General features: G+C 59.2%; 10 protein-coding genes. 6 read left to right on the forward strand and 4 right to left on the reverse strand.

Features of this window, described 5'->3' with window-relative positions:
• Positions 1-398: 398 nt before the first annotated feature.
• The 3 genes from ACQK2L_RS00925 to ACQK2L_RS00935 form a co-directional block, all read right to left on the reverse strand.
• Positions 399-2,120: a tetratricopeptide repeat protein gene (locus tag ACQK2L_RS00925; RefSeq protein WP_425395054.1), complete on the reverse strand. Its 1,722-nt coding sequence runs from the start codon at positions 2,118-2,120 to the stop codon at positions 399-401.
• Between the two features lie 467 nt (positions 2,121-2,587).
• Complete coding sequence (locus tag ACQK2L_RS00930; protein ID WP_425395055.1) at positions 2,588-3,805, reverse strand: hypothetical protein; 1,218 nt, start codon at positions 3,803-3,805, stop codon at positions 2,588-2,590.
• 55 nt (positions 3,806-3,860) lie between these two features.
• Positions 3,861-5,345 (reverse strand): HlyD family efflux transporter periplasmic adaptor subunit, encoded by a 1,485-nt coding sequence (locus ACQK2L_RS00935; RefSeq protein ID WP_425395056.1) that lies wholly within the window; start codon positions 5,343-5,345, stop codon positions 3,861-3,863.
• A gap of 441 nt (positions 5,346-5,786) precedes the next feature.
• Between ACQK2L_RS00935 and ACQK2L_RS00940 the strand changes: the two genes are divergently transcribed.
• From ACQK2L_RS00940 to ACQK2L_RS00960, 5 genes are all read left to right on the forward strand, one after another.
• A complete protein-coding gene (locus ACQK2L_RS00940) occupies positions 5,787-7,307 on the forward strand; it encodes a glycoside hydrolase family 10 protein (RefSeq protein ID WP_425395057.1) in 1,521 nt (506 codons plus the stop codon).
• 7 nt (positions 7,308-7,314) lie between these two features.
• On the forward strand, positions 7,315-8,733 hold the full coding sequence (locus ACQK2L_RS00945) for an MFS transporter (RefSeq protein WP_425395058.1): 1,419 nt from the start codon (positions 7,315-7,317) through the stop codon (positions 8,731-8,733).
• A gap of 7 nt (positions 8,734-8,740) precedes the next feature.
• Positions 8,741-9,649 carry a GNAT family N-acetyltransferase gene (locus tag ACQK2L_RS00950; RefSeq protein WP_425395059.1) on the forward strand — a complete coding sequence of 303 codons (909 nt, stop codon included), beginning with the start codon at positions 8,741-8,743 and terminating at the stop codon, positions 9,647-9,649.
• A complete protein-coding gene (locus ACQK2L_RS00955) occupies positions 9,646-11,217 on the forward strand; it encodes a glycoside hydrolase family 3 protein (protein ID WP_425395060.1) in 1,572 nt (523 codons plus the stop codon). Before ACQK2L_RS00950 ends, ACQK2L_RS00955 begins: the two co-directional genes overlap by 4 nt.
• Positions 11,218-11,312: 95 nt before the next feature.
• Complete coding sequence (locus ACQK2L_RS00960; RefSeq protein ID WP_425395061.1) at positions 11,313-12,473, forward strand: NlpC/P60 family protein; 1,161 nt, start codon at positions 11,313-11,315, stop codon at positions 12,471-12,473.
• A 2-nt stretch (positions 12,474-12,475) separates the two neighbouring features.
• Here the strand turns inward: ACQK2L_RS00960 and ACQK2L_RS00965 are convergent, their stop codons facing one another.
• Positions 12,476-13,651, reverse strand: a complete 1,176-nt coding sequence (locus ACQK2L_RS00965; RefSeq protein ID WP_425395062.1) for a DUF819 domain-containing protein — start codon at positions 13,649-13,651, stop codon at positions 12,476-12,478.
• A 608-nt stretch (positions 13,652-14,259) separates the two neighbouring features.
• On the opposite strand from ACQK2L_RS00965, the gene ACQK2L_RS00970 reads away from it, so the two are divergent.
• The gene (locus ACQK2L_RS00970) at positions 14,260-16,473 is read left to right on the forward strand and encodes a carboxypeptidase regulatory-like domain-containing protein (protein ID WP_425395063.1); all 2,214 of its coding nucleotides are present in this window, start codon (positions 14,260-14,262) and stop codon (positions 16,471-16,473) included.
• The last annotated feature ends 78 nt before the right edge of the window (positions 16,474-16,551 follow it).

Consider the following 16,551-nt stretch of genomic DNA (forward strand, 5'->3'; position numbering starts at 1 on the left):
TCTTCGGCTTTTAGACCTACTCACCCGAATACACAAGTTCCCCCCACACCATTGGAACAGACGGGTGTGCGAATTCAATGGCGATTCTTTTACACCAGTGGTTTTCTGGGAAGTGGTGACATTGTGGACGTACCCAAAGATTCTGTGCGTAGGTTGCCGAGGTGATGTATTCCGATGCGAGTTGCGCGACAAGCTATAGGCCGCCGAAACTGCTCCAACCGAATGCAATTCGCAATTCGCCCGAAGGCGCTCAGGAAGAAGCCTCCTCTGCAGGTTTGCAACAGGACCAGAGCAAGCCCGAGGTCTTTTTCAAGTGCGGCCGGTCGGTCAGACATCGCTGAGGTGAACGGCACCGCTGCGTGTCTCGTCGCGCGGGAGCTTTTCGTGATTGGTCACACTCAATTCAGGAATCGTAGAAAACGCCGAAGGCCGCGACGCTGCTTAGGATGAGCTTGACCTGACCGATACAGTTCCAACCAGCTCTCCATGTCAGGCTTGTCGTCATCGTCCGCGAGGTCGATTGCTTTGGACTGCCAGTCAGCCGCCTCGTCGAAGTTTGCCGCTTCGGCGTGGGCCGAGGCGAGAACGGCGAGCGAGTACGCGTCACCGAAGTCGGTGAGGTGGCAGGCGGTCTCAGCCAGCTCGATTGCTCGGACGCCATCGCGGTAGCGTTCGTCTGGGCAGGTCGCGAGGAGGTCGGCGAGCCTGGCATGACGCACCCAGTTCTCCGGATCGCGCCGCAATGCCTCGCAGTAGTCCGCGATCGCGTGCTCAAACTCTTGGTTGCTCTCCCGTGCAAAACCGCGATTGTTGTAGGCGGTAGAGTCGTCCGGATCGATTCGGATCGATTCTGTAAAGTCGGCGATCGCCTGGTAATAATCGCCCAACTTCACTCGTGCGTTTCCTCGGTTGTTGTATGCATCTGCGGAGTCAGGGTTCAGGCTTAGGGCTCGGTCGTAGTCCGCGATCGCTTCCTCGTACTTCCCCAGCCTGGCCAAGTAGAGGCCGCGGGCAATGTACCCGGTCGTGTAATGCGGGTTGCATCTGAATGCTTCCGACCAGTCACGAGCTGCCCGATCGTGGTCGCCTTTCTCAGCCCACGCCATGGCCAAGCCGTAGTAGATTATCTCTCGCCGGTTCTCTTGCGAGGCCACCTGCAATGCTTGGGAATAGTCGGCGATTGCAAGATCGCATTCTCCCCGCTTTAGTTGAGCACTGCCTCGCTTTGTGTAGGCGTTGACATCGCAGGGATCGAGCCGGATCGCTTCAGTGTAGTCAGCGACCGCATTTTCCCACTCACCACTTCCAAGCCACGCGTGACCGCGGTAGCGGTAGTCTTTGGGCGTCGGAGTGCCAGAATCGATCGCTTTGGTGTAGTCAGCGATCGCCTCGGACCACGCACGCTTCTCGAACCACGCGTAGCCCCGCCCGCGGTAAGCCTCGATGTTGCGTGTGCCAAGGTCAATCGCTTGGTCGTAGTCGGCGATCGCCTGGTCCCACTCCCCTATTTGCGACCAGGCCCAGCCGCGGCGGCAGAAGGCCGAGGCCTCGAGAAGATCAAGCTCCCCCATGGCAATGTAGTCGGCTTTCGCTTTGTCGTTCTCGCCTTTCCGGGACCAGGCCCAACCCCGACTGAAGTACGCGAGTACGTTTTGCGGATCGACATCGATCGCAGCATCGAAGTCAGCCAGAGCATTGTCCCAATCGCCTTTGTGCACCCAAATGTGCCCGCAGCTACGGAGGGCCTCCGAATGACGAGAATCCCGGTCGATCGCGTCGGTAAAGTCGCTGAACGCTTTGTCATAATCGTTTCGTCTTGACCAAACCGATCCGCGGTAGAAATACGGCACGGCGTCGCTCGGATCGATTCCGATCGCCGTCGTGTAGTCCGCGATTGCTTTGTCCAACTCCCCCATCCGTTCGAGACAGTTGCCGCGGTAGATGTAAAACGCGGCGTCCTTTGGATCGAGACGGATTGCTTCGCTGTATTTCGCAACGGCGTTGGCGTACTCGCCCTGCTCGGCCAGTCGGATACCGCGTTCGGCGTAGTCCGCCGCGCTTTCCGAGCCGAAACCGCTCGCTTCGCTGAGTTCGTCTTCAAAGTCGCTATCTTTGTGCATGGCAGACAACACGGCTACTTCGATGGCGCCTCTGGCCGACGAGGGCACCCCGAGATCGAACTCACCGGCCCTCTACATGCCTGCATTCTAGCAGGAAAGGTGCTCAGCAGCCATGAATTTAGACGCTCACGGCTGTTCGTTGGGTCTATTCGCAACTGCATATGGGGGCACTAACGGCTGAGAATCTCCGCTGAGGGTGCATCGTCTTCGCTCAGTTGGCCAACTCGCTTCAGCGTATCGTTTGTGAAGACCTCAGCACGTCGAACCAGCCCGAATCTGAAGTGTGTCGCGCCCCGTCTCGGCTTTGGCCAGTCGCCGTCGCTGCAGTTTACCTCAGCGTGCTGCAAACCATCGAAACTACCCCCGCCACATCATCCAATGCCACACCCAGTGGCAGTAAGCACCCAACCTGCGCAGACGGAACATTGAATTATGCGGACCATGAATAACTGTCGCAGCCGCGATTGCTATTCGTGCAGGCAACGCGTTAGCGCCACGACGGTCATTGCTGTGCCGTATTGCTGGTGGTAATTGTAGAACGGGTAGTCCCACCAGCTGCCGTCTTTTTCTTGAAGCGGCAATAGGATGTGGGCCAGATGATCTTGGAAGTAGGGCCGCTCGTCTTCGGGCAAGCGATCGATCGACAGGGCCGCATAGAAGTGACCGTAGTAGTAAAAGTAGCCGGCGACTTGAAAGTACGACTCGTGTGGCACCGGCCGCTTCCGGCCGATGCTTAGCCAGCCATTGCGGGCGTACAGGCGGTTGAGCCAGGTCTTGATTACCTCGTCGGTGACTTCGGGCTGATCCCAAACCGCAAGGGCATAGTTGCACGCCTGCGAGCGGCCGAGGCTGCCTCCGGGGCGATTGATCAACCGCCTGGGCTGCATTCTTAGATACTCGCCGTAGGCGTAGGTGAAGTCTGGATTGCGCTGCCGCTCGACCGAGGCCAGGGCCTTGTCGATCATCGTTTGGGGAATCTCGACGCCGAGGTCCTGCGCTTCTTTCAGTGCCACCAACGCTGTGGCCGTGGTGAAACTATTTGGGCTACTTCCGGGCACTTGGGTATGCGCGTCGAAATCGTAGTAACCCCAACCGCCGTTGAGGAACTCATAGCGATCGAGCTTCTCGACCTGATTCTGCATCGCTTCGAACAACTGCGCGCGAGTCTCGGTGTCCTCTTTCGGCGTATGAGTGTAGAGCCGCACCAGACCCTGAAGTCCGTAGCTGTGTCCCCACGTGTTGTAGACCGCGTCCATTTCCGCTCGGCGAACGTTGCTCGCATTCTCGAGCATCCAAGTTTGGGCGCTCGCCAGCGCGGCGTCGACCTCCTGCTGCATCGCTTCGTCGAGCGACCCGTGCGCATCGACCAGCGCCATCACGACCAGCCCCGTGACGGCCGTCTTGAACGCCTGGTGAGCTCCGGGAACGGGCGCGTAGATGTTCAGGTCTTTCGTCTGTTCGGCGCTGCCCCATGCCCCCTCGGGACGTTGGTCGTCCAGCAAGAATCGCACGCCGCGAGCGATGGATGCCTTCACCTCCGACTGTTTGGGAGGAGTAATCGGCGCCGGTTTGGGCCCCTCGGTGGCCAGTGGCGAAAGTGCAACTTCTTCGGTTGCCTCCTGCGCCAACAATTGCATTGGCACGGTCAGCAGCACCGCAACAAGAGCGAGACGTAGCTTCGGCATGAGATCCTCGCGTGATTCGGACATTCGTTAGGCCAGTCGCTTCGGAGGCGGGTCGCTAGTCCTTGTTGAGCAGAACCTTGTCGCCTGCTTTCAGCCCTTCGACGATCTCCACCTTGTCGTCCTTGCTCTTGCCAACCTTCACGGACTTCTTCTGTGGCTTGTCGATCTCAGGCGACACGACCATCACGTACTTGGCGTCCGGATCTTTCTCATCGGCCTTCACGGCCGACTTGGGAATCATCAGGGCGTCGGCGTTCTCATAGGTGGTAACCTTGGCCTTGGCCGTCAGACCGGGGACTACCCAGTCGGGAATGTCATCGGACTCGACGGACAACTCCACTCGATACTTCTTATCGCCCTGCGGAATGCTCGAGATCTTTTCGAGCTTGCCCGAGAGCTTCGGGCCATCTTCGGCGGCTGTCTCGATGGTGGCCGGTTGTCCGATCTTGATACTCGGCCGCGCGCTCTCCTCCACGCTGCCAACGACGTACAGCGGTTTCAGCTTGACGATAGTCATCATCACCGAGTCGGTTGGCGCGGTGCCAAAAGGTCGCATGCTGCCGATTAGTTTTGAGGTGTCGCCCCATTTGCCGTCGGTGGCGCCGCCGTAGTAAACCACCCCATCGGCTGGCGACCGAACCTCCATCAGCGCCCGATCCTGCACCAGATTGGCGTGCCGCTGGATCGCGTCTAACCGCGATTGCCGTTTCTGCTGGAGTTCGTACTTGGTGCGTGCGCGATCGGTTTCGAGCGCAGTCTCAGCACGCTTGAGCGCCAGTTCGACTTGGTCGAGGCGTTCTTTGCGACTAATGTCATTGCGTGGAATGTCGATGTTGACCGTCACTTCGTAATTCTGCTTGGCCCCTTCGAGCCGGAACTCCGCCTGCTCGACAACGTGGCGCTGCCGCTTGAGAACGATTTCTTCGGTCTCTTCGGTCAGATCGTCGGCTTCGTACATCTTCTCCAACTGAGCCAGCTCCTCCCGCGCGCTTTCAACGCTCTGCTCGGTGTTCTTGAGTCTCATCTTGGCGGATCGGAGGGACATTTCACGTTCGACTTCGCGATATCGCTGATAGTCGGCCTTGGCTTCTTCAAAAGCGCGCTGCGCCTGCTCGTGTTGCTTCTCGATCTCCTCCGTCGCTCGGGGCAGTTCTTGCTCCGCCTTCAACAGAGCAAGTTCGCTAAGTCGCAACTCGAGCTCGAGGTCCTCGATTTGTTCGTCGAGAGCTTTGCTCTCGAACCTCACCAGCACTTCCCCCTTGCTGACGGTCGAGCCATGAGGCACGATCTCGGCGATCTTGAACTCCTTCCACTCTTCGGGTCGCAGGATAACCTCATCCGCTTCGCGGGCGACAAACAACCCTTCTACATCGGTGGTGATCCGCAGCGGTACCGCTTCGACAACGGCGGTAGTGGCCGAGTTTTTCTCCGCGGAGTTCTCAGGGGCCTTGTCGCTGGGCGATGCCTCCTCCTGGGCAGCGGCTGTGGCGAGCAGAAATAAGGGCGAAAGCAGCAGACTCAATAAAGTACGTTGTAGCATCACCACACCTCGTCAGAACAAGCGGTATCAATGGAGCGTTAGGACAGCGAAAGCAAAGGCTCTCTCAACCCCCAATTTTCATTGCTGCGCACGCCAGTTGCAACCCACGCCAATGCCCTGCTTTTCCGCCGGATACCGACTGGAAACTCGTCGCCGACAACTAGTCATGGATTTCTAATGTGGATCGGCTGGTGAGTACTCCCCGCCTGATTGGCGTCCGGCGCATCGTTCGACGTAGTCGCAACACACTGCGATGTGGCATCACGCACCACGCTTGCGCAGACGGAAGAGAGATTTGCGCGGACCAAAAATGATTGTCGCAGCCGCGATTGTTACCATTTAGGTTTAGTCGCCCAGCTTCAATCCAAAGGGGGACTAACAAGCCGCGCGGGCGACGGATTGCCGCCCGCTGGAATACTGAATTGAAAGCGGGTGGTGATTGTGACCAAGGCTGCAAGCTGGTTGTTAGTGGAGTTGCTCTTGGCGGCATTCTTGCAGCCGCCGGTTCACGCCGCAGAGGCGCAACCGCCGGAAGTCAATCGGGAGTTCCGCGCCGCGTGGATCGCCACGGTGGCCAACATCGATTGGCCGAGCCGAGCGGGACTCGCGCCCGAGGTGCAGCGACAGGAGATGATCACGCTACTCGACGTGGCGCGCGACCTGCGCATGAACGCGGTCGTGTTTCAGGTCCGCCCGGGCTGCGACGCGATGTATCGCTCGGAGCTGGAACCTTGGTCGGAGTACTTGACCGGCACGGCTGGCCAGGCGCCCGATGACGACTTCGACCCGCTCGAGTTTGCCGTCGAGGCGGCGCACGAGCGCGGTTTGGAACTGCACGCGTGGTTCAATCCCTATCGGGCGTGGCATGCGTCGGCCAAGAGCGAGGTGCCGCCGGGGCACATCAGCAAGACGCAGCCCGAAATCGTGAAGCGGTACGGCAAGTATCTGTGGCTCGATCCTGGTGAGCCAGCGGCGGCCGAGCACAGCGTTCAGGTGATCCTCGACGTGGTCCGCCGGTACGATATCGACGCGGTGCACTTCGACGACTACTTCTATCCCTATCCGGTGGTGGAGAACAAGAAGGAAGTCCCCTTCCCCGACGATGAGAGTTGGGCCAAGTACCTGGCGCAATCACCCCGTGCTGAACGACTCTCGCGCGACGATTGGCGCCGCGACAATGTTAACCGGTTCCTTGAGCGAGTGGCCAGCGAAGTCAAAGAGGCCAAACCGTGGGTGCGATTCGGCATCAGTCCCTTCGGCATCTACCGCCCGGGGCAGCCGCCATCGATCGCAGGATTCGACGCCTACGACAAACTATACGCCGACGCCAAGAAGTGGCTCGCCGATGGCACGGTCGATTACTTCAGCCCGCAACTCTATTGGCCCATCGAGCAGAAGGCGCAAAGCTTCCCTGTACTACTGGAGTGGTGGGACCAGCAAAACACCCACCAGCGGCATCTCTGGCCCGGGCTGTTCACGTCGAAGATTCTGGCGGACGGCAAAGGGTGGAAGCCGGCCGAGATCGGCCAGCAAATCGATGTGGTGCGAACAGCGGTCCCTGCGCCCGGCCACATTCACTTCAGCATCAAGGCGATTCAACAAAACCGCAGTGGCATTCAGGATCTGCTGCGTGAAGAGGTCTACACCGAGCCGGCCATCCCTCCCGCCACCGATTGGTGCGAGCTACCGGACTCTGCAACCGGCGAGCACTCCGTTCGCGCGGTGGTGGACGACTCGACAACTCGCGTGGAGCTTCGAACCGAAAGCGGGTCGGCCCCTTGGCTGTGGCTGGTGCAATGTCATATTGGCGATGGCTGGACGACGCAGGTCGTGCCCGGCGCGAAGTCCGATTGCGTCTTCCAGGGCGTGGTCAACAACGTCGACGAGGTGGTCGTCCGCCCGATCGACCGCCTGAACCGCATGGGCGACGCCACTGGCCCCTTGAGCATCGAGAGCAAGTAAGAAACCTGTGAATCACTCACAACCATCGCCAGATCCCTCGGAGCCAGAGGACCCCGGCCGCAGCGACTCAGCATCTGGATCCAAGGGCTCGCCCAACAATCCCTTTCAGTCTCCCGTTGCCGCTGATCCGCAAGAGGAAACGCCCCCGCCCGAGAAGCAGAAGCGCTCGGCGTGGAGCTGGGTGCCCAGTCTGTACTTCGCCGAGTCGGTGCCGTACGAACTGGTGATGACCGTCGCGGTGATTCTCTACGAGGGCATGGGTGTTTCGAACACGAAAATCGCCTTGTATACCGGCATGCTCTACTTGCCTTGGGTAATCAAACCCCTGTGGAGTCCGTTTGTCGATGTGTTGCTGACCAAGCGGTTCTGGATACTGGCCATGCAGTTTGTGCTCGCCGCCTGTATGTTGGGCGTCGCGCTTTGTATCCCGAGCAGCGCGTTCTTTGTATTGACGCTTGGTTGCTTCTGGGTGATGGCCTTCGCCTCGGCCACGCACGATGTCGCTGCTGATGGCTTCTACATGATCGGCATGGATTCCCATCAGCAAGCATTCTTTGTCGGTATTCGCAGCTCGTTCTATCGACTTGGCAGCATCGCTTGCAAGGGCTTGTTGGTGATGCTGGCAGGGCTGATGATCAATGCCTCATTGCCCACCGGTACTGCTTGGTCGAGGGCATTCTTACTGGCGGCCACGGTATTTTTGGCGATTGCCATTTACCATGCATTGATGCTGCCGCGGCGAGAGAAGTCGACCTCCAATAAGTCCGCAAGCGAATTGGCGCAAGAAGTTGGCAACACAATCACCACGTTTATCGACAAGCAGGGTGTGCTGCTGGGGGTTGTCTATATTCTCTTCTATCGATTTGCCGAAGGCCAGCTTGCGAAGATCGCTCCGTTGTTCTTGCTCAATGATCCTTCGGCTGGTGGACTGGGGATATCCGAAACCGACTTCGGTATCATCTACGGTACGGCCGGAGTCCTGATGTTGGTCCTGGGTGGCATTCTGGGAGGACTCGTTGTCGCCCGGCAAGGATTGGGACGGTGGATGTTGTGGATGGCGGTGGCCATCAACGTGCCGAATTTGGTGTACGTCCTCATGGCGTTTATGATGCCGACTCAAACCTGGGTGATCACTACCTGCGTGGCAATCGAGCAATTTGGCTACGGGTTTGGCTTCGCCGGCTACATGCTGTACATGCTCTATCTTGCGCAGGGATCGCATCAAACGGCCCACTACGCCATCTGCACCGGCATCATGGCGCTGGGCATGATGCTGCCGGGGATGATCTCCGGGTGGATTCAAGAGCAACTCGGTTACCAGTGGTTCTTCGTGTGGGTGATGGTGGCCACCATACCGAGCTTCATTGTGACCTGGCTGGTGAAAGTCGATCCCGACTTCGGGCGCAACGTGAGCGAAGCGGAGTAACCGCAGCATGCCCGAAATGCATCCCTTGCAGGAGTCGGACTCACAGGCGGTCGAGCGGCTATGGAACTCGGCGGCTCCGTTCGATCGCTTGAATGCGCAACTCTTGCACGAGAAAGTGTGGGGCGACGCCGACTTTCGCCCCGAGTTGGCCGTAGTCAGCAGAGACCAGCAGCAGTTACTCGGCATCGGTGTAGCCGTCTGCCGCCCTCGAGAAGACCGCATAACCGGCTTTGTGAAGCTGCTCGCCGTGGCTCCCGAATCGCAGCGCGCGGGCATTGGTTCGTCGATCTACCGGCAACTCGAAACGCGTTGCCACGAGCTTGGCGCTCTGGAAATGCGTGTCGCCGAGTCGGCCCCCAACTACCTGCAGCCCGGCGTGGACGAGCGATGCGAAGCGGCGCTCGGGTTCTTTGCCAAGCAAGGCTACTCGGCAGTTGGCCAGGCGACGAACATGACCGTCGACCTCAAGCAGTGGGAAAGTTCGTATCGCAGTGATACCTTTGGCGGCGAGCATCCCGAAGGCTACAACGTCCAGCGCGCGACGCCGGCGCTGGAAGCGGCGATTCACCAGTTCGTCACCCGCCACTGGCCGCCGTGGTGGACGGAAGTTTCCAATGCGCTGGCGAACGATCCCGTCAGCTTGTTCGTCACGGTGGACGCAGGACGGGTGATTGGATTCGCGGCGCACGATGCCAATAATCGTGGTACCGGCTGGTTTGGCCCCATGGGCACTTGCCCCGACCAGCAAGGGCGCGGCATCGGGCGCCGATTGCTGGCGCACTGCCTGGACGACATGCGCCAGCAAGGTTATGTATCTGCTACCATCCCCTGGGTTGCCCCCGTGGAGTTCTATCGCAAACACTGCGGTGCCGAGGTGGACCGTACATTCGTTCGACTTTCAAAGCAACTGACATGAGTTCCAACAACAACCTAACCGACTATCTGCCCTCGGCCCTCGAGGAGAAGATCGGCCAATTGATCAACGTGAGGATTGGTTCGAACCTACCTCCCTTGCGCACCGTGGACGAAGACGCGGAGCGCATCGCCGAACTCATCGACCGCTGTCCTATCGGCGGACTCACGCTGTTCAACGGGCGTTGGCCATCGACCCGCGAGGTGCTCCAGCAGTTACAGGCGGCCGCCAGCATCCCGCTGTTGGTCGGCTCCGACATCGAACGTGGCTGCGGCCAGCAAATGCACGGCATGAGCGTGCTGCCCCACGCGGGCGCGTTCGGCGCCGCCAGCGATCGGGCGCAAACGTCGCCCGAAGAGTTGGCCTATCAGTTTGGCGAGGCAACCGCCATCGAAGCCCGCACGGCGGGCATCCACGTGGCCTTTGCCCCGGTGGCGGACACGAACACCAACCCCCGCAACCCGATCATCGCCATCCGTTCCTTCGGCAGCACCACAGCCAAGGTCAGTGACATGGTGGCCGGTTTCGTAAAGGGCTGCGAAGCTCAGAACGTCGCCACCGCGGCGAAGCACTTTCCTGGGCATGGCGATACCGAACAAGATTCGCATGACTCGCTGCCGCTCGTGAGCCGCGACGCCGCGTCCATCGCCGCCACCGAGTTGCCACCCTTCCAAAGCGCGGTGGCAGCCAAGTGTTCGATGATCATGACCGCCCACGTCGCCTACCCGGCGTTGGACCCCGGCGGTCTACCCGCGACGCTTTCTTCGGCCATTCTGCAGGACTTGCTTCGCGAGCAGCTCGGTTTCCACGGAGTGATTTGCAGCGACAGCCTGCTGATGTCGGGTGTGCGCGACCGGTTCGACAGCGAAGGCGAGATGTGCCTTGCCGCGATACTGGCTGGCGTGGATTGGCTGCTGGATGTCGACGATCCGCTGCGGGTGATCGACTACCTGGCCGGTTGCGTGGCGGAAGGGCGATTGGACGAAGCGCGGATCGACCAGTCGGTGCAGCGGATCGCCGCGCTCAAGCAGCGCGTTTGCTTGCAACCGATTGAAGCAACGAGCGCCGAAGCACAAAGTTGCCAGCCACAACAACTCGCAGAACGCGTGGCCTCGCAGGCGATTACTTCGTTTGGCGCCGAGGCCACTCCGCTCACGCCCGACGCGCCGGTGACTTGCCTACTGGCCAAACCTTTCGAGACACCGCTCGATCCTCCTGAGCAACCCTTGGCCGCCGCGCTCCGCGAGACGTTCGCCGCCGCGGAGTACTTCGAACTCTCGCCAAGCAGCACGCCAGACCAGCAGAGCGCTGCGCGCAAGGCAGCCGAGCAAAGCAAGCAACTAATCCTCGCCATGATCGTCAAACCGGCCGCCTGGCATCAGTTTGGCTTGCTGGAGTATCAACTCGCACTGTTCCAGGAGCTGGCAACGAAGCCGGGCGCGGTGATCATCTCGCTCGGCGTATCCGAAATCCTCGCCCAGTTCCCAGACGCGGCCAGCAAGCTCTGCACGTTCAGCGATGTGGCCGTCTCCCAGCGCGCGGTAGTTCGGTATCTTGCGGAAGGCACGTAGAATTCGCTGCCCGGCCGCTGCGCCACAGTTATACTCCAATCAGCAGTCCAGCTTCGCAACCAACGAGCGCCCGCAACTCGCAGGAGAGTTTCCCCATGCTTCGCATCGCCGCCTTCGTTCTTTCGCTACTTGTCGTCGGTTCTGCGACGGCCCAAGTGAATGTCGTCGCTCCGCCCAGCCGTCCGAACCGCCTGGTGAAGCTCGCGCGGCAGATAGAGCCCGACCTGGTGGGTAAGAGCGAGCGGTTGCCGCAGTACGTCGAGTCCTTTCGCTCGCAACTGGCCAACGACACGCGGCTGTTTGCTTTCGATGTGACCGCTGCTGAAACGCAGCCAGGGAAGGTGAGCCTCGAGGGCTACGTCGAGTTTCCCCAAACGCGCAGCGGGCTGGTGGGGTTCTTGGAAGTACTGGGATTTGAGGTAACCGATGACCAACTGGAGACGTTGCCGTCGGCGAGTCTGGTTGATAAAGCGTTTGGGCTGGTGAAGGCCTCGCACACGCTCAGTTACGACCAGCCCGACGAGCCCCGCGAGGTGGTGACCGACTGCCTTCTCGGCGAACCACTTTTCCTGCTGCGGAAAGAAGGAGACCACTATCTGGCGCACAGCGGCGAGGGTTACCTGGGCTACGTGTCGGCCGCCGACGTCGAGCGAGTCAACGCGAAGTCGTTCGCCGATTACCCAAGCACTAGTGCGGTGCGAATGACTACCAATCACACGCTCGACGATGGCATGGTCCTGCCGATGGGTGCGCTGTTGAAGAAGTTGCCGAGTGACGAGGGAACCACACGCGTCGCGCTGCCTGGCGGGGCGACGGCTGATATTCCTTCCAACGTGTGCCAACCTGCGAATTCAGCGCCGGATGAAGTGGAAAAGGCCATCGCCGTGGGCAAGCAGTTATTGGGCACCCCGTATCATTGGGGAGGCAAGACTTCCGCGGGCATCGATTGTTCCGGGCTGGTGCAGGTTTCCTACGCGGCTACGGGGCTGCATTTGCCACGCGATTCGAACCAGCAGTTCCTCTCAGGCCAACTCGTGGCGACGCGGTGGAATCGCGATGGTTTGCGGCGGGGCGATACGCTCTACTTCCTCGGCGAGTACGGACGGATACGCCACACGGCCATCTATTTGGGCGACGACCGATTCATGCACGCGGTGATGCCCAGAGCCACGATCAACAGCTTCAATCCCGAGCATGCGGAGTACGACGCCAAACGAGCGGCGAATTTCGCCTTCGGGAAACGGTTGTTGCAGTAGCGTCAGATGGTAGAGACGTACCAACACATGAGCGCCGTGGCGTAGGCCGCGAAGTTGCCGATGGCGTAGCCAATCAGGGCCATCAGGATGCTCGCGGGCACCAGACTTTCCTGGTGGTGCGACGCGACGACCGTTGCCGAGGCGGCTCCGCCTATGTTCGCCGCGCTGGCGATCGCAGCGGTGTGGACATCGACCTTCAAGAGCTTCGCGCCCAGCAGGCAGAACGCGCCGTGGATGAAGATCCACACGGTGGATGCAAACAGAAATGGCACCGCCTGCATGGCGGCTCGGTCGATTTCGGCAACCGCCCCCATCCGTGCAACGAACAGGTAGACCAGCGCCATGCCCAATTCGTGACTACCGGGAATCTTGCTCATCGGTGTGAACGACAGTCCGATGCCGATCGTGGTGATCAATAGAATCCGCCATGTGCTCGCGTCGAGGTAGGGATCGATCACGGGTAGTTGTTCTGCGATGAGATTGGCCACCCACATGGCGACAAACGCGATCGCCAGCAGCGACAAGATGTCGGGCGTGGTGGGTGGTCTAGTTTCCACTTGCTCGGCCGCTGCGGCCGCTTTCATGCGGTCGAGCCGATCGGACTCCACGCCGGTGAATCGGGAGAATCGATCGGCGAGTCGCTTGGACCCCAACAAGATGGGGAGCCAGATGATGTAGATGGTCGAGTCGGCGAGTACCGCCAGGCCGAACTCGGTGCCGCTGGCGTCGATCATCTCGCTCACCGCAGCCATGTTGCCGGTGCCGCCAATCCAACTGCCGGCGAGCACCCCGAACGCCTTCCAGGCGTCGGGCTCCAACTGCGACTTGACGAGCAAGTAGCTGATCGGAGCGCCGACCATCACGCCAAGCGTTCCGAACAGCATCACGCCGACCCCTCGCCCCAACACCCGCACCGCGCCGCCGACGTTCACCTTCAGCAACAAAAGCACCAGCATCATCGGCAGGATGAGTTCTTTCATCTGGCCGTAAACCGGCGAACTGCTCGGCAGCACGCCCGTGTTCGACAGGATGACCGGCGTGAGATAGATGAAGATCAGCGGCGGCAAATAGCGAAACAGCGGCCACCTAGTCCGCCGCTCCAGCCAGAAGAAAAAGGCGCAGATGCCGCTGAGCGCCGCCAGGATGCCGGGGGTACTGCTAATTGGCAGCGATTCCATGTCGCGATACTTTCGATGTCGGTAGTCGATAACGTTTGGCCAAGGGCGCAGGCACATGCTACCACATGTGAAATGTGCGTACACAGACGGGTGTACTACGCAACTGTTGTGACCCACCAAGCACCGGGTGTACAATTCGTGGGACTCGGGATCAGCGAAATCAATTCTACATAAGGTCTTGACCCATGCTCCCCAAGCCCAATTGCTCGAGCGAAACGAATTTTCGGGTGGGACGAGTCGCCGAACTTCATCGGCAATCGCCGTTTGGCAATGGGATGATTGTCACGGTGATACTCTTCCTCAGCGTGGTTGGGTTGACGGGCGCAGTTCCAGAGTTCAATTCGCTGGCCGCGAAAGCCGATGAGGCCTCGCCTGCCAACACGAGCATTTCTGCCAACGCTGCGAATGGTCAAACAATCAGAGGAAAGTGCCTGCGCGCCAAGGACCAATCACCAGTGGCGGGCGCATTCATCGTGCTATACGAACTACGGGGCGTACTCGAAGAAGTTTCGAAGGTAGCAGAAACGAAATCGGACCAGGAAGGCAATTTTGAGTTCAAGAACCTGAGGCCGATGTCGGACCACCGCTTCGATAGGAGGCAGTACGCCATGATCGCGTTTGCCGAGAGACTCCCCCATTCGTTCGTGAATCCGATCTTCCCGAGCCAAGGCTTGGATCGACCTCAGAATATCTGGATGAACTTTGGCCCAGTGATCGTTCCCGGAAAGGTAGTGGACGAAAACGGGAATCCCATTGTGGGCGCCATTGTGCAGATGAGCAGCCAGATCAATGCCGAGGATGTGGGTGCAACCATGGCAAAGACGGATCAAAATGGGGAATTCGCCTTGCAAGGTGCGTCTGTGCACATTGGAAGGGATGGTGAGTTGGGAAGCGTGTACCTTAGGATCCGTCATCCGGAGTATAGCGATCGGATCTTCGAATGCGACCTGGTGAATCGTCCGGTAATCACGTTGAAGAAGGCAGATTGCACCATTCGCGGCCGCGTGGTTGATGCGGAATCCTCGCAGCCAGTTCCCAGCGCAGTTGTCTCAGCGATTCCCTTTGAGTCCGGCGATGGTGTACGAGCTGCGCATGTAAAATCGGACGAGAACGGCAACTACGAATTGAAAGTGCCACAAGGCAAGTATAAAGTCGTGCTCGACGACGACATGCAACTAGTTGCCGAAGCGCAGGTGATTCTCTGCCGTGCACAGAAAGAGCCCTACGAACTGCCACCCTTCGAAGCGCAGAAAGGTGGTTGGATCGTGGGGCGAGTTGTGAATACCAAGACAAACAAGCCAGTGGTATACAGCGTCGATGCAAGAGTCGCCAACCTTCGCGTCAGCGTCGGTCTATTCGGTCCAAATCGTCCCCGTGGAAATCTGATTTACACCGAGTACCTAGCGGAGGTGGACAACGATGGTTTCTTTCGCATGCGGGCCTTTCCGGGTGAAAACTTTCCCTACGTGTGCAACATGCGTTGCTCCCGAAACACGTTTACGACGATGGAGCAACCGGCAGTAGTTGTCCGGGCAGGGCAGGAAACACGCTGCGACATTGCCTACACGCCTGAGTCGACGCCGGCCGAGAAGATGGCAAACGCCCAGCAGGTGCTGGACGCACTTCCGAGTGAAACCGATGCACGCGTCGCTGGAATCATCGACGAGTTTCGCAAGCTGAATCACACCGTGGACGAGTGTGAAGTTTGGTGTTTGCTGATGCGGGAACTCGTGAACATCGGCGAGCCGGCGGTGCCGCCTCTGTGCGCAGAGTTAGAAGCAACAAGCGAGCAGCGGATGATGCGACGAATCGCGTTCGCCTTGCGAGCCATCGGCGACCGCCGCGCAGTACCGGCATTGATTCGTGTTTTGCCCAAGACATTACAGCCCCCAATGAGCGATTATGGTCTCATCGTTGAGAATGGCGAGCTGGCCGCGTTTATGCGGAAACACCAGATTCGCCGCGGGCGCGATAGAGGCAACTACTTCAGCTTCGGCAGACCGGTTCGCGAAGTGACTTCAGCTCTCGAGACACTAACGGGCCATAAAGTCGCCGATGATTTTGTCAGCATATCGAAGAGCAAAGATCGTCGCGCTCTTGCCAAGCAAGAAAAACTCTATTATGAAGCAGCCGAAGACTGGGCGGCCTGGTATGAATCGAATTGGGAATCGCTTGGAGTCGGTCAAGAATACAGCCAAGTCGACTTGTCGCCGTTCGTTGCGCGCGATCTGTCCGACTATCCCAAAGGGCTGGCAATCACAAAGAACGCCGAGAAGACCGATGGCCTGATCGGAATGGTGCTAACGCCAGTCGGGGATGCCGACATCGGGGCTACTTTCTTCTTCGATCTCGACGCAGGGCAGGGAAAAAAGTGGCCGCACGAAGATCTGCCAGCTGCAGACTCGTCGGAGCCGGTTGTCAGCAAGGCACAAGAATGGGCGGCAAGTCATAATGTGGATTTGCTTTGTACGCCCCTGAAAGATGATCCAAAGAGCTACGTGCTCTTGGGTATCGATCTGCAGCTTTGGGAAATCGACCCGTTTGATGCGAAGAACATAGAGCAGTTTCTGGTTCAAGGCGAGCTGCCCAAAGGAGAGCCGCTGAAGCAGCCCTATCTGCTGCATTTCGACCCGGCGTCGAAAACGAGCAAACCCAAGATTGGCTCAAGCTTCCTCTACGTGACTCGAGAACAAGGGCTTGGGATCATCACAGTCACTGACATGGTGACGAAGGCGGAAGACATTACTGGCAGGCTTGGTGCACCCAAGGGGGTAGGATTCCACCGCGGAGTTCGATTCAACTACCATAGCATTGCAAGATGACAGCCGCGCAACTGTTGTGACCCACCAAGCCCCGAGTGTACAATTCGGGTTACAGGATTGGTGCACTGGCTATTCTCC

The organism is Aeoliella sp., from assembly GCF_965227375.1.
Lineage (GTDB): Bacteria > Planctomycetota > Planctomycetia > Pirellulales > Lacipirellulaceae > Aeoliella.

What these genes read in the sequence shown, in the direction of transcription:
- ACQK2L_RS00930 (WP_425395055.1), bottom strand. Translation starts at nt 3,805, where the DNA reads ATGCCGAAGCTACGTCTCGCTCTTGTTGCGGTGCTGCTGACCGTGCCA.
- ACQK2L_RS00935 (WP_425395056.1), bottom strand. Translation starts at nt 5,345, where the DNA reads ATGCTACAACGTACTTTATTGAGTCTGCTGCTTTCGCCCTTATTTCTG.
- ACQK2L_RS00955 (WP_425395060.1), top strand. Translation starts at nt 9,646, where the DNA reads ATGAGTTCCAACAACAACCTAACCGACTATCTGCCCTCGGCCCTCGAG.
- ACQK2L_RS00925 (WP_425395054.1), bottom strand. Translation starts at nt 2,120, where the DNA reads ATGCACAAAGATAGCGACTTTGAAGACGAACTCAGCGAAGCGAGCGGT.
- ACQK2L_RS00965 (WP_425395062.1), bottom strand. Translation starts at nt 13,651, where the DNA reads ATGGAATCGCTGCCAATTAGCAGTACCCCCGGCATCCTGGCGGCGCTC.
- ACQK2L_RS00970 (WP_425395063.1), top strand. Translation starts at nt 14,260, where the DNA reads ATGATCGCGTTTGCCGAGAGACTCCCCCATTCGTTCGTGAATCCGATC.
- ACQK2L_RS00950 (WP_425395059.1), top strand. Translation starts at nt 8,741, where the DNA reads ATGCCCGAAATGCATCCCTTGCAGGAGTCGGACTCACAGGCGGTCGAG.
- ACQK2L_RS00960 (WP_425395061.1), top strand. Translation starts at nt 11,313, where the DNA reads ATGCTTCGCATCGCCGCCTTCGTTCTTTCGCTACTTGTCGTCGGTTCT.